This is a genomic window from Aurantimonas sp. 22II-16-19i, assembly GCF_002088275.1.
Lineage (GTDB): Bacteria > Pseudomonadota > Alphaproteobacteria > Rhizobiales > Rhizobiaceae > Jiella.
In genome coordinates this window covers 43,811-64,847 of record NZ_AQQS01000024.1, presented here as the reverse complement: position 1 = coordinate 64,847, position 21,037 = coordinate 43,811, and the positions used below count along the sequence as shown (strand labels likewise).

The 21,037-nt window shown below is 68.3% G+C and carries 18 protein-coding genes; 3 read left to right on the top strand and 15 right to left on the bottom strand.

Going from position 1 to position 21,037, the window contains the following annotated elements; all coding sequences use genetic code 11:
- Positions 1–150: 150 nt before the first annotated feature.
- On the bottom strand, positions 151–1,599 hold the full coding sequence (gene mnmE, locus ATO4_RS17910; protein WP_083592903.1) for a tRNA uridine-5-carboxymethylaminomethyl(34) synthesis GTPase MnmE: 1,449 nt from the start codon (positions 1,597–1,599) through the stop codon (positions 151–153).
- A gap of 114 nt (positions 1,600–1,713) precedes the next feature.
- Positions 1,714–2,361, bottom strand: coding sequence for a LysE family translocator (locus ATO4_RS17905; RefSeq protein ID WP_083592902.1), 648 nt, complete (start codon positions 2,359–2,361; stop codon positions 1,714–1,716).
- 224 nt (positions 2,362–2,585) lie between these two features.
- Between ATO4_RS17905 and ATO4_RS17900 the strand changes: the two genes are divergently transcribed.
- Entirely contained in the window at positions 2,586–4,628 is a 2,043-nt protein-coding gene (locus ATO4_RS17900) for a thioredoxin domain-containing protein (RefSeq protein WP_245308812.1), read from the top strand.
- 75 nt (positions 4,629–4,703) lie between these two features.
- Here ATO4_RS17900 and ATO4_RS17895 read toward each other — a convergent pair whose 3' ends face one another.
- Genes ATO4_RS17895 through ATO4_RS17885 form a run of 3 tightly spaced genes read right to left on the bottom strand, consistent with a single transcriptional unit; the run spans position 4,704 to position 6,357 of the window.
- Positions 4,704–4,961 (bottom strand): DNA-binding protein, encoded by a 258-nt coding sequence (locus tag ATO4_RS17895; protein WP_245308811.1) that lies wholly within the window; start codon positions 4,959–4,961, stop codon positions 4,704–4,706.
- 23 nt (positions 4,962–4,984) lie between these two features.
- Positions 4,985–5,389, bottom strand: coding sequence for a hypothetical protein (locus tag ATO4_RS17890; protein WP_245308810.1), 405 nt, complete (start codon positions 5,387–5,389; stop codon positions 4,985–4,987).
- 17 nt (positions 5,390–5,406) lie between these two features.
- Positions 5,407–6,357, bottom strand: a complete 951-nt coding sequence (locus ATO4_RS17885; protein ID WP_083592898.1) for a TAXI family TRAP transporter solute-binding subunit — start codon at positions 6,355–6,357, stop codon at positions 5,407–5,409.
- 220 nt (positions 6,358–6,577) lie between these two features.
- On the opposite strand from ATO4_RS17885, the gene mscL reads away from it, so the two are divergent.
- Together mscL and ATO4_RS17875 are read left to right on the top strand one after the other, a co-directional pair.
- On the top strand, positions 6,578–7,015 hold the full coding sequence (gene mscL / locus ATO4_RS17880) for a large conductance mechanosensitive channel protein MscL (protein WP_083592897.1): 438 nt from the start codon (positions 6,578–6,580) through the stop codon (positions 7,013–7,015).
- A gap of 401 nt (positions 7,016–7,416) precedes the next feature.
- Positions 7,417–9,342 carry a methyl-accepting chemotaxis protein gene (locus ATO4_RS17875; protein ID WP_139802529.1) on the top strand — a complete coding sequence of 642 codons (1,926 nt, stop codon included), beginning with the start codon at positions 7,417–7,419 and terminating at the stop codon, positions 9,340–9,342.
- 324 nt (positions 9,343–9,666) lie between these two features.
- Here ATO4_RS17875 and ATO4_RS17870 read toward each other — a convergent pair whose 3' ends face one another.
- The 10 genes from ATO4_RS17870 to ATO4_RS17825 form a co-directional block, all read right to left on the bottom strand.
- Positions 9,667–10,611 (bottom strand): 2-hydroxyacid dehydrogenase, encoded by a 945-nt coding sequence (locus ATO4_RS17870; protein ID WP_083592896.1) that lies wholly within the window; start codon positions 10,609–10,611, stop codon positions 9,667–9,669.
- Between the two features lie 96 nt (positions 10,612–10,707).
- Positions 10,708–12,240: a tripartite tricarboxylate transporter permease gene (locus ATO4_RS17865; RefSeq protein ID WP_083592895.1), complete on the bottom strand. Its 1,533-nt coding sequence runs from the start codon at positions 12,238–12,240 to the stop codon at positions 10,708–10,710.
- A 3-nt stretch (positions 12,241–12,243) separates the two neighbouring features.
- The gene (locus ATO4_RS17860; protein WP_083592894.1) at positions 12,244–12,717 is read right to left on the bottom strand and encodes a tripartite tricarboxylate transporter TctB family protein; all 474 of its coding nucleotides are present in this window, start codon (positions 12,715–12,717) and stop codon (positions 12,244–12,246) included.
- A 477-nt stretch (positions 12,718–13,194) separates the two neighbouring features.
- A complete protein-coding gene (locus tag ATO4_RS17855) occupies positions 13,195–14,193 on the bottom strand; it encodes a tripartite tricarboxylate transporter substrate binding protein (RefSeq protein WP_083592893.1) in 999 nt (332 codons plus the stop codon).
- Positions 14,194–14,503: 310 nt separating this feature from the next.
- Positions 14,504–15,352, bottom strand: coding sequence for a fumarylacetoacetate hydrolase family protein (locus ATO4_RS17850; protein ID WP_083592892.1), 849 nt, complete (start codon positions 15,350–15,352; stop codon positions 14,504–14,506).
- A 187-nt stretch (positions 15,353–15,539) separates the two neighbouring features.
- A complete protein-coding gene (locus ATO4_RS17845; RefSeq protein WP_083592891.1) occupies positions 15,540–16,343 on the bottom strand; it encodes an SDR family NAD(P)-dependent oxidoreductase in 804 nt (267 codons plus the stop codon).
- 105 nt (positions 16,344–16,448) lie between these two features.
- Complete coding sequence (locus ATO4_RS17840; protein WP_245308809.1) at positions 16,449–17,279, bottom strand: GntR family transcriptional regulator; 831 nt, start codon at positions 17,277–17,279, stop codon at positions 16,449–16,451.
- Positions 17,280–17,320: 41 nt separating this feature from the next.
- Complete coding sequence (locus ATO4_RS17835; RefSeq protein WP_083592890.1) at positions 17,321–18,217, bottom strand: NAD(P)-dependent oxidoreductase; 897 nt, start codon at positions 18,215–18,217, stop codon at positions 17,321–17,323.
- A 327-nt stretch (positions 18,218–18,544) separates the two neighbouring features.
- The gene (denD, locus tag ATO4_RS17830; RefSeq protein ID WP_083592889.1) at positions 18,545–19,519 is read right to left on the bottom strand and encodes a D-erythronate dehydrogenase; all 975 of its coding nucleotides are present in this window, start codon (positions 19,517–19,519) and stop codon (positions 18,545–18,547) included.
- 506 nt (positions 19,520–20,025) lie between these two features.
- On the bottom strand, positions 20,026–20,778 hold the full coding sequence (locus ATO4_RS17825) for an SDR family oxidoreductase (protein ID WP_083592888.1): 753 nt from the start codon (positions 20,776–20,778) through the stop codon (positions 20,026–20,028).
- Positions 20,779–21,037 lie beyond the last annotated feature (259 nt).

Sequence of the window (21,037 nt, the reverse complement as noted above, 5' to 3'; positions counted from 1 at the left end):
CCGCGCGGGAGAGCATCGAGGTTCGGCGTCGAGCTTCGCTCCGTCGCGACGGTAGGCTTTCCTCGAGGAGGAGGCTGGCGGCGAGGAACGGCTCGCCGGGCCGCCCGAGCGACAGAGGACGGAGCCTCGGGCGCGGTCACGGCAGGATCCTCACTTGCCGATGCAGAACTCGGAGAAGATGACGCCGAGGAGATCCTCGACGCCGACCTGGCCGGTGACCCGGCCGAGCGTGTCCGAGGCTTGGCGCAGGGTCTCGGCCGCGATCTCCGGCGGCAGGGCGGCGTTGCCGACGAATTCCTCCAGGATGCGCAGGGTCTCGGTGACGAGCTCGCGCTGACGGGTGCGCAGCGGGATCGCCGCCTCCGCAGCGTTGCCGCCGTCGAGGCCGGCGGCGGCCGCGGCGAGTTCGGCGATCTTCTGCGTCAGGTCGTCGAGGCCCGCGCCGGTCTTGGCCGAGACGGTGAAATCGAAGCGGAAGTCGCTCCATTCGTTGCCGAAGCGCGCCGCAAGGCCGCTCGGGGCCGGCCGGTCGGCCTTGGTGCGGACGGTGAGGATGCGCCGCCGGCCCCTGGCGGTGCCGGTCACCAGATCCTCGTGGGACGCCTCGGCCCCCGCCAGCATCATCGGATGTTTCACATGGGACAGAAGCTCGGTGAAGCGCGCGAGGGGGCCGTGGCCATGCTGGGGGTCGACCAGAGCGAGGACCAGATCGGCCTTGGCCATCACGTCGCGGGCCCGCTCGACGCCGATCGCCTCGACCTTGTCCGAGGTCTCGCGGATGCCGGCGGTGTCGGAGAAGCGCACCGGGATGCCATGGAGGTCGAGCGTCGCCTCGATGACGTCGCGGGTGGTGCCCGGCACCTCGGTGACGATCGCCACCTCCCGGTCGGCCAGCGCGTTGAGGAGGCTGGACTTGCCGGCATTCGGCGCGCCGACGATCGCCACCTTGAAGCCCGAGCGCAGGATCTCGCCCCGGTCGGCGCGGGCGAGATGGGCGCGGATCTCGGCGACGAGGCCGGCGATGTCCTCGGCGGTCCGGTCGGCGACGTCCTCGCCGACGTCGCCCTCGTCGGCAAAGTCGAAGGAGGCCTCGATCCGGGCCCTCGCCTCGGTCAGTCTCCGCATCCAGCCTTCGTAGAGCGCGCGCAGCGTGCCGCCCGCCTGGAGGATCGCGGCCTTGTGCTGGCCTTGCGTTTCCGCCGCGATCAGATCGGCGAGGCCTTCGGCTTCGGTGAGGTCGATGCGGCCGTTTTCGAAGGCGCGGCGGGTGAATTCGCCGGCCTCGGCGAGCCGCGTGCCGACGGCGGCGGTGATCGCCGTAAGGCAGGCCGCGACCACGGCCCGGCCGCCATGCAGGTGGAACTCGGCGACATCCTCGCCGGTGGCGGTGCCGGGGCCGGGAAAGAAGATCGCGATGCCGCGGTCGATGACGTCGCCGGACGCGTCACGGAAGCTGCGCAGGCTGGCACGGCGGGCCGCAGGCACCGCCCCGCACAGCCGCCGGAGCGCATCCGCCGCATCCGGCCCGCTGACCCGGACGACGGCGACACCGGAGGGCAAGGCACCGGAGGACAGTGCGGCGATGGTATCGGAATGCATGACCGGCGTCCTTGCGTCGCGTCGGTGGTTGGCTCCGGCCGACCTTACGCCATCATGGCCCGTCCTGCGAAGGGGCGCCGTCCCGCCCGATGACGGGTGATAAAGGTCGGCGCCTCACATCCGCCGCCATGCCGCCACCGCCGCCTCGCCGAGGATCAGCGCGCCGGCCCCGCCGATGACGCCTCCCGCCGCCCGCTCGAGGCGCCGGACGGCACCCGGGCGCATCATCAGCCCGCGCGCCTTCGCCCCCAAGAGCGCATAGGGCGACAGGACGGCGAAGAGGACCAGCACGGTCAGCGGCGCGAGGACGCTCCACTGGCCGATGCCGACGGCGCGAAGATCCAGCACCGAGGGGAGCAGGGCGAGATAGAAGACGATGGTCTTGGGATTGCCGAGGGTGACGGCGAAGCCGGCGAGAAACGCCTTGCGCCCTGACCGCTCCCGGCTCGCCTCGACGCGGGCGAGGCTGCCCTCGCTCCTCCAGAAGGTGACGGCGAGATAGACGAGATAGGCGCCGCCGAGGATCTTCACGACGAGGAGCGCCTCGGCGAAGAGCTCGGCGAGAGCGGCAAGCCCCGCCACCGCGACGGTCAGATAGACGACGTCGCCGAGCGCGATGCCGGCGAGGAAGAACAGCGCCGCCCTGAGGCCGTTGCCGAGCGACTGGCCGACGAGGCCGGCGACGCCCGGGCCCGGAATGAAGGCGGCGATCCCGAGGGCCGCGGCATAGGCGAGGAACGGGGTGAGTGCAGCGGCGGTCATGACGGGTCTCGGCAAATGGCAAGGTCGCGGCCTCGATAGCCGATCCCGATGGGCAAGGCAGCCCGAAAATCCGTCCGTGAAGGTCCCTCTGGAAGGTCCGGCCCGACGGCCGCCGCGGGCTCGCCCCGGACATTGTCTCGCTGCCTGACGAAGAAACCTTCGCATTTGCCGCTTTCGACCCTAGCCTTAGGAGGCGCGCGCCACCCCATGGCCAGGAGGCAATGATGAGCGAAGGCAACCGGCTGGGCGATGCGGTCAGCCCGTATCTCCTGCAGCACAAGGACAATCCGGTCCACTGGCGGGAATGGTCCGCCGAGGCTCTCGACGAGGCGAGGCGCCGCGACTGCCCGATCCTCCTGTCGGTCGGCTATGCCGCCTGCCACTGGTGCCACGTCATGGCCCATGAGAGCTTCGAGGACGAAGGCGTCGCCGCGGTCATGAACCGGCTCTTCGTCGCCGTGAAGGTCGACCGGGAGGAGCGCCCCGACATCGACCATCTCTACATGTCGGCCCTGCACGCCCTCGGCGAACAGGGGGGCTGGCCGATGACGATGTTCCTGACGCCGGACGGGCGGCCGTTCTTCGGCGGCACCTATTTTCCGAAGGATCCCCGCTATGGCCGGCCGGGCTTCGTCCAGGTCATGGAGGCGATCGACAAGGCCTGGCAGACCCGGCGGGACGAGATCGACAAGAGCGCCGGCACCATCGCCGGCCATCTCCAGGGGGCGATCGGCCAGTCGGCCGGTGAAGGCGATGCGATGCAGGGCGACGTTGCCCGGCTCGACCTGCGGGCCGCGGCGGCGCGCATCGGCCAGATGATCGATCCGGTCCGCGGCGCCATGAAGGGCGCGCCGAAGTTTCCCAACGCCCCCTTCATGGAGGTCCTCGCCCGCTCGGCCTTCGAGGCCGGCGACGAAGGACACCGCGCCGCCTTCCTGAAGACCATGCGAGCCCTCTGCGACGGCGGGATCTACGACCATCTCGGCGGCGGGCTGCACCGCTATTCCACCGACGACCGCTGGCTGGTGCCGCATTTCGAGAAGATGCTCTACGACAATGCCCAGTTCCTGCGGCATCTCGGCTGGGCGTTCCGCGCCACCGGCGAGCCGCTGTTCCGACGCCGGATCGAGGAGACCGTCGGCTGGCTGGAGCGGGAGATGCGGCTGTCCGGCGGCGGCTTTTCCGCCTCGCTCGACGCCGACAGCCTCGACGAGCACGGCCATCCCGAGGAAGGGGCCTTCTATGTCTGGCGGCAGGCGGAGGTGGCGGCCCTTCTCGGCGACGAGGCGGCACCCTTCGGCCGCGCCTATGACGTTTCACCCGGCGGCAACTGGGAGGGCAAGACGATCCTGCACCGGTTGCATCCCGGCGCCCGCAGCGACGACCCGGATTTCGCCGAGGCGCGGGCAACGATGCTTCAGGCGCGGGAATCCCGCGCCCGGCCGGGCCGCGACGACAAGGTGCTGGCGGACTGGAACGGCCTGACGATCCGGGCGCTCTGCGAGGTCTCGTCGATCCTGGGTGACGACCGGCCCCTGCAGATGGCGCAGGACGCCTTCGCCTTCGTCATGGAGGCGATGGTGGTGGATGGGCGGCTGCGCCATGCGGCCCGCGACGGGCGCACCGCCGGCCTCGCCCTCGCCTCCGACTACGGGGCGCTGCTCTCAGCCGCCGCGGCGCTGTTCTCGGTGACGCTGGACCCGGCTTTTCTGGCGCGCGGCCAGTGGCTGGCGGACGAGCTGCAGCGCTGGCACGGCGACGGCGAAGGCGGCCACACGCTGAACGCCGCCGATTCCGCCGACGTCCTGTTCCGCCTGCGGGGCGACCAGGACGAGGCGGTGCCGAGCGCCACCGCGCTGGTCATCGAGGGCCTGGCCATGCTCGGCCAGGCGAGCGGCCAGATCAGGATCACCGAGGCGGCCGAGCGGGCGGCCGAGCGCGCGGCGGGCCGGATCGGCGATGCCGTCGCCGGCCATCCGGGCATCGTCGCGGCGGCGGGCCGGCTGCGCCGCGGCTCGGAGCTGGCGATCTTTGGCGCTGAAGGCGAGGATGCGCGGGACCCGATGCGGCGGGCGGCGCTGGCAGGCGTCGACCTCGACCGGCTGGACCTTCTCGCCGCCTCGCCGGACGACCTGCCGCCGCAACTCGCCATCGCCGGGATCCGCCCGGAGCGGCTTCCGGCGGCGCTTCTGTGCGAGGCGCGGGTGTGCCGCGCGCCGGTGTTTTCGGCGCAAGATCTGGCGGGGCTGCTGGGGCGGGGCACGTGAGTTGCGTTGCCATCGCGGGAAGTGCGGGGATCGCGACTTGCACGGCGGGGCACCCAGGCGCCGCGTGATCGCGCATCACCCCTTGGCGTATTCGTGCAGGATGGTGTCGATCAGACTTTCATAGGGCATCCCTCGTTCCGCCGCCTTCGTCTTGAGGCGGGCGAGGTCGTGCTCGGAGATCGAGATCGAGATTTGCTGACGGGCCGTATCATCGAGGATCCGAAGTGCGGCTTGCTTCAGCATCGCACGTTTTTCCGCGATGTCGCCGGTGGAGACCCAGCCGTCGGCTTCATTGAACTCATATTCGGCTCGTTCCTCGTCGGTCTCCAACACCGGCAACGGGTCCTTTCGGGGGTTCATTTCCGGCTCTCCAGATAGTGTTTCGTCGCCTTCCGGCTGGGATACATCGTCTTGAAAAACACGCCGTCCGCGCGACGAACGAAGGGAACGACCCAGGCATAACCGTCGATTTCGACGATCCATTGATACTGATGTGGATACCGAACACGGTTCGGATGCGCTCTTTCATCGAGAAGGCGCTCTGCCGACAGCGCAACCACGACACGATCGAAACCGAAGCCGTACTGCTGCTTGAGGATGGCGTCCTTCTCGTCGCTCCACGCGATCTTCATGGCGCGAATATGTGCCCGATCGACGGTTCGAGCAAGCCGAGCCACATGGCAGAGATCCGACCCCGTTGACCTGTGCATGGAAGGCCGAGGCCGGCGGGTGACATCCCGGCCGGCCTCGGCTTGCGTCACGTCGCCCGCGGATCGCCTTACAGCAGCCCGGCTTCCTTGTAGTAGCGCTCGGCGCCCGGATGCAGCGGCACGGGGAGGTTCTTGGCCGCCGTCTTCGGGTCGATGGCCTTCGCCGCATTGTGGGCGGCGACGAGGTCCGGCAGGTGCTCGAACAGCTGCTTGGTCATCTGGTAGGCGAGCTCGTCGTCGACATCCGTCGACGTCACCAGGATGTTGGTGATGGCGAGCGTCGGCACGGCCTCGTCCTGGCCGTCATAGGTGCCGGCGGGGATTTCCGTCGCCTGGAACGGCGCGCCGAGGGTCTCGGCGATCTCGGCGGGAACGGCGACGACGGTGATCGGCAGCGAGGCGGCGAGGTCGCGGATCGAGGCGACGCCGAGGCCGGCCGACTGCAGCGTCGCGTCGAGCTGGCGGTTCTTGATCAGTTCGACGGATTCGGCGAAGGGCAGATATTCGGTCTTGCCGAGATCGTCGTAGCTCATGCCGGCGGCCGAGAAGATCGCCCGCGCATTCAGCTCGGTGCCCGAGGCCGGTGCGCCGACCGACAGGGCCTTGCCCTTCATGCCGGCGAGATCGGTGATGCCGGAATCCTTCGAGGCGACGATCTGGACATAGTTCGGATAGATCGCGGCGATCGCCCGCAGCTTCTCGACCTTTTCGGGAAAGCCCGCCTCGGCATTGCCTTCGGCGGCGGCCTTGACGCTGTCGCCGAGGGCGAAGCCGATCTCGCCGCGCCCCTCGGTGACGAGCTTGATGTTCTCGACGGAGGCCTTGGTGGACTGGACCTGCGTCTTCACGCCGTCGATGTTCTCGCCGTAGATCTTCGCCAGCGCGACGCCGAGCGGATAGTAGACGCCGGACGTGCCGCCGGTGAGAACGTTGATGAACTGCTGGGCCGAGGCCGAGGCCGGCGCGAAGGCCAGGCCCGCGACGACGGCGGACGCCGCAAGGCGCGTGAAATGTCTCATGAAATTCCTCCCGTTCGGCCAGACTGGCCAATGGGGGGAGATTGTCACAGGCGGTGACCGAATCTCAACCCCGAAGCCGCCTGACCTTCGTCGCAGATATCCGCTCCGGGGGGGGGACGAATTTCACGTGAAACCATCGCGGCGTAAACCGTCCTCCTGCCCTATCTCGCAACCCGGCGGGCATGCCCCGTCCGACACTCTATCGAAAGGCCTCACCCACATGCTGAACGAGTTCCGGGAATTCGCCCTCAAGGGCAACATGGTCGACCTTGCCATCGGCATCATCATCGGCGCGGCGTTTTCCGGCCTCGTCAACTCGATCGTCTCCGACCTGTTCATGCCGCTGGTCGCGGTGATCACCGGCGGCGTCGACTTCTCCAACAAGTTCGTCGCGCTCTCCTCGGCCGTCACCGCGGCAGGCCTCGAAGAGGCCCGCAAGCAGGGGCCGGTCTTCGCCTATGGCAAGTTCCTCACCCTGACGATCAACTTCCTGATCGTCGCCTTCATCCTGTTCCTGGTGGTCAAGATGATGAACCGGATGAAGCGCCGGGAAGAGGCAAAGCCGGCGGAGGTCGCCGAAGCGCCGCGCGAGGAAAAGCTGCTCGAGGAAATCCGCGACATCCTGGCGACGGGCACCGGCGCGCCGCGTCGGGTCTAGAGCATGATCCCGAAAAGTGGGACCGCTTTTCGGAAGGGATCACGCGGCAACAGGATGATCGCGCGGGATGTCGATCGAAGCTGATCTCATCGCGCTCTCGCAGCGCTCGGCGGCGCGCAAGGCGCCGCCGTCCCGCCGACGCAGTGCCGACCCGGGAAGGGCAGCGCCGCCTCCACCATCCGCGACCGAAGACAGGACCCCGTGCGCTGCTTGCGCGGCGGCGGTTGCCTCGCCGTGGCCGCAAGCCGGCTGGCGCAGAAGCGTTCGTCGCGCCCCGTCATCCGCGAGCCGTGCGAGACAAACGGCGCCGAAGTCTCTGAAACGCAAAGCCATTCACGCTTGAGAAAGGGTTGTATTTGTAGAAAATGCTATCTTTCCGGCCAAGCCACGGAGACACCGAAATGTTCTTTTCCCATATCAAGACATCGAGGAAGCTGATCCTCGCCTTTGCCGCCGTTATCGTGGCGACGGCCGCCGCCGACGTCGTCGTCTATAGCGCACTGGACACGATCAATGAGAAGGCCAACGACAACCGGGCGAGCTACGAGCTCAATGTCGAGGCGGAAATCCTCTTGGAGACGATGCTCGAGCAGCAGAACGCGGTTCGCGGCTATCTGATCACCGGCAACGACCGGTTCGCCACGACCTACACCAAGGCCAAGGGCGAATTCGACAAGGCCGCGGCGACGTTCGAAGCCCGGACGGTGTCGAGCGAACAGGCCGCCCGGATCCGCGAACTCAAGTCCGTCGTCGCCAGTTGGCGCTCCGAATCGGCCGAGCCACAGATCGAATTCGCCCGCAACCCGGCGACGCGGGGTGAAGCCTTCGCCCTCACCGGCCAGATGGGCCTGGCCAAGGGCCGCGCGATCATCGACGAGGTGCGCCGGGCGCAGGTCGCGATCGTCGCCGCACGGACCGAGGAGCGCAACGCGGCGGACCGGTTCGCCAGGCTGGTGCTGTTCGGTGGCGCCGGCCTCGCCCTGGCGATCGCCGTCCTGATGGGCTTTCTCCTGTCGCGCCAGATCGGCCGCCCGCTGGTCGCGATGACCGAAGCCATGCGGCGTCTGGCGGCAGGCGACAAGAGCGTCGACATCCCCGCGACCGACCGCTCGGACGAGATCGGCGAGATGGCCGCCGCCGTGCTGACCTTCAAGCAGGCGGCCATCGAGCAGGAGCGGCTGGAGGCCGAGGCGGCGGCAAGCCGGCTCAGCCAGGAGGACGCCAAGCAGCGCCAGGCCGCCCTCGACAACGCCAAGGCGGAGGATCTGCGCGCCTTCGTCACCATCGTCGAGGCGAGCTTCGAGCGGCTGTCGCGCGGCGACCTGACCGTGCGCATGTCGGCTCCCGTCGCAGCGGCGTTCGAGCCGATCCGCGCCAAGTTCAACGCCAGCGTCGAGAGCCTCGAGGACGCCCTCGGCCGGGTGGTGCACGCGACCGGCGAGATCCGCATGGGCCTTGCCGAGATCACCACCGCGTCGAACGACCTCGCCCACCGCACCGAGCAGCAGGCGGCCTCGATCGAGCAGACGGTGGCGGCGATCTCCGAGATCACCCGCGGCGTCAACGAGACCGCCGACGGCGCGATGAAGGCGCAGATGTCGGCGAACACGGCGCGCGGCAACGCCGAGCGCGGCGGCGAGATCGTCGGCCGGGCGGTGGAGGCGATGAGCCGGATCGAGAAGTCCTCCGACCAGATCAACCAGATCATCACGGTGATCGACGAGATCGCCTTCCAGACCAACCTCCTCGCCCTCAATGCCGGCGTCGAGGCCGCCCGCGCCGGCGAATCCGGCAAGGGCTTCGCGGTGGTCGCCCAGGAAGTCCGGGCGCTGGCCCAGCGCTCGGCCGAGGCCGCCCAGGAGATCAAGGGCCTGATCTCCGCCTCCCGTCAGGAGGTCGAGAGCGGCGTCGAGCTGGTCACCGCCTCGGGCAAGTCGCTCGGCGAGATCGTCACCGAGGTCGGCGAGACCGCCAGGGTGATCGCCACGATCGCCGCCAGCGCCAAGGAGCAGGCGACCAACCTCAGGGAAGTCGCCGCCGCCGCCGACCAGATGGACAAGGTCACGCAGCAGAACGCCGCCATGGTGGAAGAGGCGACCGCCGCCAGCCAGACGCTGTCGAAGGAGACCGACGGGCTGGCGGACCTCGTCGCCCAGTTCCAGACCCGGGCGACGTCCGGAAAGGCTCGCAGCGCTGCCCGACCGGCTGCGGCCAATACCGCCCCGACGCGCTCGAAGACCGTCGCCCAGATGAAGACCACCGGGCGCTCCGGCGCCGTGCGGGCGGCCGCGCCGGCCCGTTCGGAGGAGGACTGGACCGAGTTCTGATACCCTCGGCCCCGGTCTTCGACCGGCGCCGAGGGATTGCCGCTCAGGCACCCTCGCAGGCGTGATACCGGGTTCGATCCCCCCAATCCGCAGTCGTATCGGGCCAGCGGCAGGGCTCGCCAGACACCAAAAAGGCAGCAGGGCGATCGACAGATCGACCTGCTGCCTTGTTCGTCTGTCCTCGCGCAGAGCCCGCGCGCCGATGGAGGGGCGGCGACGTCCGGAGACCGGCCGTTCGCGCCTCCCTTTGCCGCAAGGGCTCGGAAGGCGCTCCCAAGCGGTCACCGGCGCGCCGAGCCGCGCTCCCGGCCGCTCGACGCGGTCTCACACCACCGGGCTGATCAGCGGCTCGCCGCGCAGATGGGCCTTGAGGTTCTTCACCACCAGCTGGCCCATGGCGGCGCGGGTCTTGTGGGTGGCCGAGCCCTGGTGGGGCAGGAGGACGACGTTCGAAAGCGCCCGCAGCCTTTCCGGTACGTGCGGCTCTTCGGCGAAGACGTCGAGCGCCGCGCCGCCGAGGGCGCCGCTCTCCAGAAGCTCGATCATCGCCGCCTCGTCGACCAGCGAGCCGCGCGCCACGTTGACGAGTTTTCCCTCGCTCCCGAGGGCCTCCATCACCTCCCGGCTGACGATGCCCCTGGTCGAGGCCGAGCCGGGCGCGATGACCACGAGCCAGTCGGCGGCGCGGGCCATCTCTGTCAGGTCCGCATAATAGGGGTATGGGACGTGCTCCTGGGCATTCCGGCCGTGATAGACCACCTCCATGTTGAAGGCCTGGCAGAGCTTGGCGATGGTCTTGCCGATGCGGCCGAGGCCGAGGATGGCGACCCGGCGGCCGGTGAGTTCGTCGGTCAGGCCGAACGGCCCCTCGCTCTCCCAGCGGCCGGCGCGGACATAGGCGTCGGACTGCGGCACCCGGTGGCAGAGCGCCAGCATCAGGGCCAGCGTCGTCTCGGCGACGCAATCATTCAGCACGTCCGGCGTGTTGGTCACCGAGACGCCATGCTCCCTGGCTGCCGTCACGTCCACCGCGTCGTAGCCGACGCCGAAGGAGGAGATGATCTCGAGGTTGGGCAGCGCCGCGATCATCTCGCGGGAGGCGCCGTGATGGCCGCCGGTGGCGATGAAGCGCGTCGTCGGCGCGAGCTTTTCCAGGAAAGCCTGCTTATCGTCTGCTTCGAAATAGCGGTGCAGGGAAAAATCCTCCGCCAGCGCGGCCGTGACGGGCTCGGCGAAGGGGCAGACTTGCAGGAGGTCGGGCTTGGCCATGGGCGCTGATCCTTGGCGGTTCGCATGAAAGGGCGATGCCGGAGCGATCCGGCGTGAAGGGGTATCTGGGGCGGGAGGCGGATTTCGCCCGAAATCTCAGCCGCCGGGCCGGTCGGACGCGCCGGCCGCCGGCTTGCCCCCACTCCGGCCGCGGCCGCGGCGCAGGAGCTTCATGGCGAGCGGGATGCACCAGATGGCGATGGTGAAGATGCCTAGGCCCGCCGCGATCGGCCGCTCGAAGAAGGCGAGGAAGCTGCCGTCGGCCTTGATCATCGAGGTGACGAAGTTCTGCTCCAGCATCGGCCCGAGCACGAGGCCGAGGATCGCCGGGGCGATGGGCACGTCGTTCTCCTCCATCAGGAAGCCGATGACGCCGAAGACCAGCATCAAGACGATGCCGAAGGGCGAATTGTTGATGGCGAAGGAGCCGACGATGCAGAACATCAGGATGATCGGCATCAGGATCCGGGCGGGGATCGACAGGATGGTGCGCGCCGCCTTGATGGCGATCCAGCCCATCGGCAGCATGATCAGATTGGCGAGGAAGAAGACGATGAAGACGGCATAGATCAGCTGGGGCTGGTTGATGAAGATGGTCGGGCCGGGGTTCAGGCCCTTGATATAGAGGACGCCGATGACGATCGCGGTGATCGAATCGCCCGGAATGCCGAAGACCAGCGCGGGAATCCACGCGCCGCTGACGGCGCCGTTGTTGGAGGCGCCGGCCTCGACGAGCCCCTCCACATGGCCGGTGCCGAACTTCTGCGGCTCCTTGGAGAACTTCTTGGAGATCGCATAGGAGATCCAGGCGGCGATGTCGGCGCCGGCGCCGGGAAGCGCGCCGATGGCCGTGCCGGTGACCGAGCCGCGCATCGCCTGGACGGGGTAGCGCTTGAGGTTCGTCCACTGCCGGGTGAAGACGCCCGTGCGCCCGCCCTTTTCGACGGCCGGCGTCTCGGCGCCGGAGGCGACGAAGCGCAGCACCTCCGAGACGGCGAAGAGGCCGATCATCGCCGGGATGAACTGGACGCCGGCCAGAAGCTCGACGTTTCCGAAGGTGTAACGCGGCTGGCCGGCCGGATTGTCGATGCCGATGGTGGCGGCGAAGAGGCCGATGATCAGCGCGATCATGCCCCGCGGCACCGAGCCCGGCGAGACGAAGACGGCGCAGGAGAGGCCGAGGACGACGAGCCAGAAATATTCGAAGGAGGAGAACTTCAGCGCCACCTCGGCGAGCATCGGCGAAGCGGTGATCAGGACGATGGTGCCGAAGATGCCGCCGATCGCCGAAAACACCAGCGAGGCGCCGAGCGCCTCCTCCGCCCGCCCCGAACGGGTCATCTTGTAGGCGTCCTCGACATAGGCGGCGCTCGCCGGCGTCCCGGGCATCCGGAGCAGCGTGCCGGGAATGTCGCCGGCGAAGATCGCCATCGCCGTTGCCGTGACGATGGCGGCAATCGCCGGCACCGGGTCCATGAAGAAGGTGACGGGCACGAGCAGCGCCGTCGCCATGGTCGCCGTCAGGCCGGGGATCGCGCCGACGAACATGCCGAAGGCGGCCGAGGACAGGATCACCAGCAGCACATAGGGCTGGAAGACGAGGGCGAAGGCCTCAGCGAGAACGGACATCGGCTACCAGAGAAACGCGAGGAATTCGCTGCGCGGCAGCGGCACGAGCAGGAGCCGCCCGAAGGCCTGCTGGATGACGACGCAGGCGAGGACCGAGACGGCGATGGCGGTGAGCGGCTTCGTCTTCAGGGTCAGCATCAGGGCGGCCATGACGACCAGCGAGGCCGGCACGAAGCCGATCGACGGCGCGGCGACGATGTAGAAGACGACGAGGACGAGCGCGACGACGACGGACAGGACGGAACGGCGGGAGCGCACCCAGGGCGCGAGTTCCAGGCTGGGAATTCGGAGGCCGGCGACCAGCGCCTTGACGATCATGAAGAGGCCGAGAAGCGCGGCGAAGACGGCGATCGCCCGCGGCATCGTCCCGGCGCCGTAGTCCTGGCCGGGGATGTCGGTGAAGTCGAGGGCCGAGACATAGATCCCGATGCCGCCGAGAAGGACGAGGAGGCCGAGGAGCAGGTCGTTGAATTTCATGGCGCCATCGTTCGTAGGGAGGGGAAGCAGCGTCGATCCAACATGGCTTTACAGGAAATTTACAGTCTCCGAGCATGACGGAACATCCTTATCCGTCAATACGCAAGACTCAAAGAACTGAAGTGTAAAGTAAGATACGCAGGTTCTCCTCACATATGCGATGATTTCCTGTCGACTTTGTTCGCTACTATCCGATCGCTGCACAAGATCTCTGATATGATGCTTCTGCTTTCCAGTCAGAGCGCGGGAAAATATGCATAAGCCGTTCGCCGGTTCAGTATGGCACGACGCCAGTGAAAGGCTCGCAAGAAGCAGCGCGGAAGCCAGGGCTGGACTGCGGCGTGCGCATCGAGGACGAAAGCCTTTGACAGAACTCATGCCGCTCCCTTCACTACAAACTCTTCTCGTCTCTCCGAGAAGCATTTTCCGCCCTCCGAGGCAAAAGCTCGAAGGGCGGAAAACGGGTCGAGGCGCGTCCTACTGCTTCGCCAGCCCGGCCTTCTTCATGACCTCGCCGAGCGCCTTGTCGTCCTCGGCGACGATCTTCGTCGCCTCCTCGCCGGCCGCCCAGCGCACGCCGAAGCCGCGGTCCTTCATGAAGGTCTGGTATTCCTCGGAATTGTAGGCCGTCTCGACGGCACCGATCAGCTTCGCCTTGACGTCCTCCGGCAGGCCCTTCGGCGCCACCACCGCGCGCCAGACGGCGAGCGTCCAGTCGGAACCGGTGCCTTCCTTCAGGGTCGGAACGTCCGGGAACATCGCCTGGCGCTCGGCCGACATGGAGGCGAGCGGCTTGACCCGGTCCGCATCGATCATCGAGCGGCCCTCGGCCAGCGAGGAGGGGACGATGTCGACGCCGCCGGCCACCATGTCGGTGATGCCCGCGGCCGCGCCCTGGCTCGGCACGAAGGTGACGTAGTCGGGCTCGAGGCCTTCCGAGAGCAGCCAGCCGGCAAGGCCGAGATGCCAGATGCCGCCCTGGCCGGTGCCGGACGCCTTGAAGGTGCCCTTCGGCTCGGCCTTGATCTTGTCGAGCAGCGCCTGGACGGTGTCGTAGCCGGAATCGGCCGAGACCATCACGCCGCCCGGATCGGCATTGACGAGGGCGAGGATGTCGTAATTCTCGTAGGTGAGGTCGGTGAGGCCCTGCCAGTGCATCATGTCGATCTCGATCGTCATGATGCCGAGGGTGTAGCCGTCGGGCGCGGCATTGGCGATGGCGCTGTGGCCGACGACGCCGGAGCCGCCGGTGCGGTTGATGACGGTGACCGGCTGGCCGAGCCCTTCCTGCAGCAGCGAGGCGATGACGCGGCCGACCGCGTCGGTGCCGCCGCCGGCGCCCCAGGGCACGATCATCTGGATCGGCCGGCTCGGATAATCCTCGGCCGCGTGGGCGGCGGGAATGGCGAAGCTGCCGGCGAGCGTGATGGCCGTGGCCATCATCGTGGCAGCGGCGAGAAGCGAGCGTCTGTGCATGGTCAGGTTTCCTCCCAGGATCGACGGACCACCGCTCCTCGACCGGCCCCTAGCGATCGCCGGCGCCTCCCAGCACCGGAACGATCGGGCCGCCACATCCGGCGATCACGTTCGCCGGCACTATTCAGGCGACGTCGACAGGTGTCAACGTATACGTGGGCAAATCACTGTGCGTGACTTATCGCCAAAACCTCGGATCGCCGGAATTTGACGCGCCGCGCAAGAAAAAGGGGACGCTCACGCGAGCGCCCCCCAAGCACCATCTGGCCCTGCCGCTTCTGGCGGGAGTGCAGGTCTTGGACGCCCCGCGTCAGTCGCGGGCGGCGATGACCGTCTGCTTCTGCTCGCCGAGGCCGGCGATGCCGAGCGTCATGACGTCGCCGACCTTCAGATACTGCGGCGGCTTCATGCCCATGCCGACGCCGGGAGGGGTGCCGGTGGTGATGACGTCGCCGGGCATCAGCGTCATGAACTGCGAGCAGTAGGAGACGACGTGGGGCAGGTTGAAGATCAGCGTCGAGGTGGTGCCGGTCTGGCGCCGCTCGCCGTTGACGTCGAGCCACATGTCGAGATCGTGGGGGTCGGAGACCTCGTCGCGGGTGACGAGCCAGGGGCCGAGGGGGCCGAAGGTGTCGTGGCTCTTGCCCTTGGTCCACTGGCCCTGGCGCTTGGTCTGGAAGGTCCGCTCGGAGACATCGTTCATCACCGCAAAGCCGGCGACATAGTCCATCGCGTCGGATTCCGAGACGTATTTCGCCCGCGAGCCGATGATCACCGCGAGCTCCACCTCCCAGTCGAGGGCGTCGGAGCCGCGGGGCTGCTCGACGTCGTCGTTCGGCCCGCAGAGCGCGTTGATCTGCTTGGTGAAGATGATCGGCTCGGTCGGCGGCTCGGCGCCGGTCTCGGCGGCATGGTCGGAATAGTTGAGGCCGATGCAGAGGATCTTGGAAACCCCCGCGACGGGCGAGCCATAGCGCGGGCTGCCGTCGACGAGGGGCAGCGAGGCCGGGTCGAACGCCTTCAGGGCCGAAAGGCCCTTCGGCGACAGGACGTCGCCGGCAATGTCGGCGACATGGGCGGAGAGATCACGGATCTTGCCATCGGCGTCGATCATGCCGGGCTTTTCCTGGCCGAGGGGGCCGTAGCGTACGAGTTTCATGGTGTCCTTTCAGAGTGGCGGGTGGTTGCACAGCCCTGGCGAAGCAGGGCGGTAAAGTAGCCCCTCATCCTGAGCCTGTCGAAGGACGAGGGGCGCTCGGCGCAATCTGGAGGCTTCACCCTCGTGGTTCGACAAGCTCACCATGAGGGTGAAGACGTTCGCGCCTTTGCATGCCTTGTCATACGCCTCAATACACCGCGCGGCCGCCGGAGATGTCGAACGCCGCGCCGGTGGAGAAGGAGCAGTCCTCCGAGGCCAGCCAGACGATCATCGCGGCGACCTCGGCCGGCTCGACGAAGCGGGCGAGCGGGATCTTCGACAGCATGTAGTCGATGTGCTCCTGGCTCATCTGGTCGAAGATGGCGGTGCGGGCGGCGGCCGGCGTGATGCAGTTGACGAGGACCCCGGCGCCGGCGAGCTCCTTGCCGAGGGACTTGGTGAGGCCGATCAGCCCGGCCTTCGAGGCCGAATAATGCGAGGCGTTGGGGTTGCCCTCCTTGCCGGCGATCGAGGCGACGTTGACGATGCGGCCGTAGCCGGCCGCGATCATCGACGGCACCAGGGCGCGGGCGGTGAGATAGGGCCCGACCAGATTGACCTCGAGGGTCTTGCGCCAGATCGACGGCTCGAGCTCCCAGGTCTTGCCGTTGCCGCCGGTGATGCCGGCATTGTTGACGAGGATGTCGATCGCCCCTGCCGCGAGGGCCTCCTTCGCCGCCGCGTCGACGGAGGCCTCGTCGGTGAGTTCGACGACCGTGCCGCTGGCTCTCTCGCCATGCTCACTGCCGCCGTGCTCCCCGTCGCCGTGCTCCCTGCCGGTGAGGCCCTTTTCGGCGAGCGACGCGAGGGCCGCCTCGATGGCCGCGCCGTCGACGTCCCACAGGACGACGGAGGCGCCGCTTTCCAGCATGCGCTCGGCGGTGGCGAGGCCGATGCCGCGCGCGCCGCCGGTGATGACGGCCCTGCGGCCCTCGAGATCGATCCGGTTCATCCTCTGGCTTCCTCCCGCCATGGTTCGTGGTTGCTCCCGCCATGGCACAGCCCGACCGCGCAATCAACGTATACGTCGACAAAGGCCCCGCTGCAGGCCGATGCGCTAGCGCTCGCCGGCAAAGCCCGCGGCCTGGCCCCTCAGCATGGCCAGGGCGTTGCGGTCGGCCCGCTCCCGGTGCTGGGCGTGGAGATGGCCGGCGAGGCGCTCGTCGCCGGCGCGGATCGCCTCGAAGATCGCCCGGTGCTCGAGGTCGGACTGGGTCGGCCGGGGCCTGAGCTTCACGATCGCCATGTGGGCGCGGTACTGCTGGTCCCAGCACAGCCGCAGCGCCCCCTGCAGCCGGCGGTTCTCGCAGAGGCCGACGAGTTCGGAGTGGAAGACGTTGTCGAGATGCGACCATTGCACGATGTCGCCGCGCTGGGTCTCGCGCTCCATCTGGTCGAGGAGGCCCGAAAGGCGCCGCACCTCCTCGTCTTTCAGGCCGCGCCGGGCGAGAAGGGCGGCGGCTTTCACCTCGAGCGGCGACAGCACGTCGTAGATCTGCGCGAGTTCGTCGAGGGACTGGGACTTCACGGTGATGCCGTGGCGCGGGCGGACCTCGACGAGGTCCTCCTCCTCCAGCCGGATCAGCGCCTCGCGGACCGGGGTGCGCGACAGCGACAACAGGCTCGCCACCTCGGCCTCGAGCAGCTTGGTGCCAGGCGGCAGCCGACCCTCCAGAATACGGAACTTCAGGTCGTGATAGGCCCGGTCGCGGGCCGGCATGCGGGCGACGCCGGCGAGCGTCGGCCGAGGGCGCGAGCCGCCCGCCGCCGGCCCCGGCCGCTGCTTGCGCTGGCGAGCGGGATCGGCCGCCGCGGCCGCCGTCTCGGCCTCGTCGGCCCCGGGCGGCGCGATCTCGCCGGGCGATCCCGTCGGCTTCATCTCCACCATGGCGCCATCGACGTCACCTTCTTCGTTCGTGCCGGCCAGCCTTAGGGCTTCCGGCCATCGACGCCGTTCAGCCCGGCGACGATATCAGACAGGGTCGGCAGGTAGCCATCGCCGCGCCCGAGCGCCTCGGCCGTGGCGAACTCGTTCTTCACCGCCGATGAGACGTGGCTGGCGATGCCGCTCTCATTGGCCAGCGAGACGAGATAGCGCATGTCCTTGTGGGCGTTTCTCAGCGTGAACTTGTGGGCGTTCGGGTTGCCGCCGACGACATAGTCCATGAAGGTCTGGTAGAAGCCGCAATCCATGCGGCCGCCGCCGATCACCGAATGGAAGACCGCCGGGGTGATGCCGTTCTTGCCGCCGATCGCCAGCGCCTCGGAATAGAGCGCGGCATAGCCGAGCGAGAGGAAGTTGTTGAGGAGCTTCATCGTGTGGCCGGCGCCGATCTCGCCGACCCGCACCACCTTGCCGCCGACGACGTCGAGGATCGGCTTCACTGCGGCAAACACCTGATCGCTCGCCCCGACCATGACGTCGAGATTGCCCTCCCAGGCCTCCTTCGGGGTGCGCGACAGCGGCGCGTCGACGAAGGTGACGCCGGCGGCCTCGCAGCGCGCGGCGAGCTGGCGCGTGGAGACCGGATTGGACGTGGAGCTGTCGATGATCGTCCGCACCTTGCCGTTCGCCCCGAGGATCGCCTCGACGGCCGCCTCGACCTCAGGGCTGCCGGGCAGGCAGAGATAGGCGACATCGCAATTTGCGGCGATCTCGGCGACGTCCTTCGCCTCGCTTGCTCCACGTGAAACAAGATCCTCGATCGGCTCGCGGTTGCGATGGGCGAGAACCGACAGGGGATAGCCGGCCTCGACGAGGTTCTTGGCCATGCCGTGGCCCATCAGGCCGGCGCCGATGAAGCCGATATGGGGGCGATCGGTCATGATTTGGCTCTCCTGGATCTGGTTATGCGCCTTGTGGCGGCGATCGCGTCGCGCGACGCTTTATACGAAGGTGCGAGGCGCCCCCCTCTGCCTGCCGGCATCTCCTCCACAAGGGGGGAGATCGATCCTGCTCGGGCGCCCCGTTCTCGTTCGATCGGCGGCGTTGGCGAAGCGTTTCCGGACATGCGCACCGCGGAATCTGCCGATCTCCCCCCTTGTGGGGGAGATGTCCGCCCTTCGACGGGCTCAGGAGGACAGAGGGGGTGCCTCGGCGCGATCATCGGCCCGGCTGTCGCTGTGTCGAACATCCCACCGACCCTCGTCCGGTCATCCTCGCGCCGCCTCGTCGGCGATGTGGGCGCGGATGATGTCGGCAAAGCTCCTGTCGGCGGAAAAGCCGACGCTAGTCGCGCGGCTCGCGTCGAAGTCCCGCGGCCAGCCGGCGACGATCTTCTCGATCACCGCGTCCGGCTCGCGGCGGATGCGGCCCGCCACCTCGTCGCCGGCGACCTCGCGCAGCGCCTCGATCATCTCGGCGATGGTGACGGAGAGGCCCGGCATGGTCAGGCAGCGGCGGGCGCCGAGGACGTCGGTGTCCATGGTCGCCGCATGCATCAGGAATTCCACCGCCGAGGCCGGGCTCGCCACCCAGTGGCGGACGTCGTCGGCGACGGGCAGGATCGCCTCCTGGCCGGCCAGGGGCTCGCGGATGATGCCGGAAAAGAAGCTCGACGCCGCCTTGTTGGGCTTGCCGGGGCGCACGACGATGGTGGGAAGCCGGATGCCGACGCCGTCGACGAAGCCCTTGCGGCTGTAGTCGTTGAGGAGGAGTTCGCAGATCGCCTTCTGGGTGCCGTAGCTGGTCAGGGGCGCGGCGAGGAAGGTGTCGGTGATCTTGTCCTCGAAGGGCGCGCCGAAGACGGCGATCGAGGAGGTGAAGACGAGCCGCGGGCGATAGTTCTCGCCTTCGGCCCGGATCGCCTCGAGCAGATAGGACATGCCCTGCTGGTTGATCCGGTAGCCCTTGTCGAAATCGGCTTCCGCCTCGCCGGAGACGATGGCGGCGAGATGGAAGATCATGTCGGGGCGTCTGTCGACGAGGGCCTTGACCGTCGCCGCGTCGGCGATGTCGCCGGCCTGGGCGTCCAGCGCGACGCCATCGGGGACGGCGATCTCGGGCGTGACGACGTCGAAGGCGTCGATGGCCGTGATCGCCTCGCCGGCGACGGTCTTCTCGGCCAAGAGCCGCTCGATCAGCCGCCGTCCCACCATGCCCGCGGCACCGAGGATCAGGATCCGCATTGTCGTTCCTCCCTTATGCTTCTGACGCGCCGGCTTTGGTCTCCCGCCGGGCGCGCATCTCATTCGCCTGCCAGCGGGGCGTCGGAACCGCTCGCGGCCGGCGCGCCCCCTCTGTCCTCCTGAGCCCGTCGAAGGGCGGACATCTCCCCCTCGAGGGGGGGAGGAGATCGAACCACGTTCAAACGCGCCGCAGCATCGTCGATCGGCGAACCTCGTCTGCTTCAACCCAGCGACAGCCTGCGCAGAAGAAGGGGAGAACACCACCGCATCGTCATCCCGGCCGCAGAGCCGGGATCCATTCCGCTGCGTTGAAGACTTCCCTGTCCAATGCAGGCTGCAACGCGTTCCGATCACGCGTCACTGCAGCGTCGACGGTTTGGAATGGATCCCGGGTCAAGCCCGGGATGACGAAGCTTTGGTGCCTCGCCCAGTCATGGCATCCCATCGTTGCGCTTCTGGACTGCGAGTTTCCTCCCAATGCTTCCCAGTGCCTCGTCGTCTTCTGCCTACAGCGACCAGCCGCCGTCGATCAGCTGGGTGGTCCCCGTCGTGAACGCGCTTTCGTCCGAGGCGAGATAGACCGCCAGATGGGCGATCTCCGCCGCCGTGCCGATGCGGCCCATGGGCTGGCGCTCGACGAAGGCCGCGCGGGCCTTGTCGGTGCCGCCGAGCGTCTTGCCGAGTTCCTCGATCCGCCCGTCCAGCGACGGCGATTCGATCGTGCCGGGGCAGATGGCGTTGCAGCGGATGCCCTGCTTGATGAAGTCGATGGCGACCGAGCGGGTGAGGCCGATCACCGCCGCCTTGGTGGCCATGTAGACGTAGCGGTTGGGCGCAGCCTTGATCGACGAGGCGGCCGACGACATGTTGATGATCGAGCCGCCGCCCTTTTCCAGCATGCGGGGCACGAGCGCCGAGATCGTCCGGTGCATCGCCTTGACGTTCAGCTCGAAGGAGAAGTCCCAGGCCTTCTCGTCGCAGTCCAGCACCGTGCCGTGATGGACGTAGCCGGCGCAGTTGAACAGGATGTCCGGCGTCTCGATGCCGTCGAGATAGGCCTTGACCGCGGCCGAATCCGTCACGTCGAGGGCGGCGAGATGGGCGTTGCCGGCGTGGTCGAGGCCGGTCAGCTTGGCGGCGTCGAGATCGGTGGCGTAGACCGTCGCGCCCTCGGCGAGAAAGGCTTCGGCGACGGCGCGGCCGATTCCCTGGCCGGCGGCCGTGCAGACGGCGATCTTGCCCTTGAGGCGTCCTGTCATGGCGTCTGGTCCTTCATGTCATGCGTGGCGAGCGGGCCGGCCGCAGAGCGGCTGCCCGCAGATTGCGAATGCCGGCCGGCGACCCGGGAGCGATGCGCCGGCCTGTCTTGCGGCCCCCGCCCCTCCGGCCCCTGCCCCTGCCCCTGCGGGCGGTGGCATCGGCGGCGGGCGTCAAAGTGCCAACCGGATCAGCACCGAACGATCAGATCCCGACCGGTCAGTGCCGGCTGGCCAGAGCCTACCGGTCAAAGCCGACCGG

What these genes read in the sequence shown, in the direction of transcription:
- ATO4_RS17870 (WP_083592896.1), bottom strand. Translation starts at nt 10,611, where the DNA reads ATGGCCAAGCCCGACCTCCTGCAAGTCTGCCCCTTCGCCGAGCCCGTC.
- ATO4_RS17865 (WP_083592895.1), bottom strand. Translation starts at nt 12,240, where the DNA reads ATGTCCGTTCTCGCTGAGGCCTTCGCCCTCGTCTTCCAGCCCTATGTG.
- ATO4_RS17875 (WP_139802529.1), top strand. Translation starts at nt 7,417, where the DNA reads ATGTTCTTTTCCCATATCAAGACATCGAGGAAGCTGATCCTCGCCTTT.
- denD (WP_083592889.1), bottom strand. Translation starts at nt 19,519, where the DNA reads ATGCGGATCCTGATCCTCGGTGCCGCGGGCATGGTGGGACGGCGGCTG.
- ATO4_RS17850 (WP_083592892.1), bottom strand. Translation starts at nt 15,352, where the DNA reads ATGAAACTCGTACGCTACGGCCCCCTCGGCCAGGAAAAGCCCGGCATG.
- ATO4_RS17845 (WP_083592891.1), bottom strand. Translation starts at nt 16,343, where the DNA reads ATGAACCGGATCGATCTCGAGGGCCGCAGGGCCGTCATCACCGGCGGC.
- ATO4_RS17860 (WP_083592894.1), bottom strand. Translation starts at nt 12,717, where the DNA reads ATGAAATTCAACGACCTGCTCCTCGGCCTCCTCGTCCTTCTCGGCGGC.
- ATO4_RS17825 (WP_083592888.1), bottom strand. Translation starts at nt 20,778, where the DNA reads ATGACAGGACGCCTCAAGGGCAAGATCGCCGTCTGCACGGCCGCCGGC.
- ATO4_RS17835 (WP_083592890.1), bottom strand. Translation starts at nt 18,217, where the DNA reads ATGACCGATCGCCCCCATATCGGCTTCATCGGCGCCGGCCTGATGGGC.
- ATO4_RS17840 (WP_245308809.1), bottom strand. Translation starts at nt 17,279, where the DNA reads ATGGTGGAGATGAAGCCGACGGGATCGCCCGGCGAGATCGCGCCGCCC.
- mscL (WP_083592897.1), top strand. Translation starts at nt 6,578, where the DNA reads ATGCTGAACGAGTTCCGGGAATTCGCCCTCAAGGGCAACATGGTCGAC.
- ATO4_RS17905 (WP_083592902.1), bottom strand. Translation starts at nt 2,361, where the DNA reads ATGACCGCCGCTGCACTCACCCCGTTCCTCGCCTATGCCGCGGCCCTC.
- ATO4_RS17855 (WP_083592893.1), bottom strand. Translation starts at nt 14,193, where the DNA reads ATGCACAGACGCTCGCTTCTCGCCGCTGCCACGATGATGGCCACGGCC.
- ATO4_RS17900 (WP_245308812.1), top strand. Translation starts at nt 2,586, where the DNA reads ATGAGCGAAGGCAACCGGCTGGGCGATGCGGTCAGCCCGTATCTCCTG.
- mnmE (WP_083592903.1), bottom strand. Translation starts at nt 1,599, where the DNA reads ATGCATTCCGATACCATCGCCGCACTGTCCTCCGGTGCCTTGCCCTCC.
- ATO4_RS17885 (WP_083592898.1), bottom strand. Translation starts at nt 6,357, where the DNA reads ATGAGACATTTCACGCGCCTTGCGGCGTCCGCCGTCGTCGCGGGCCTG.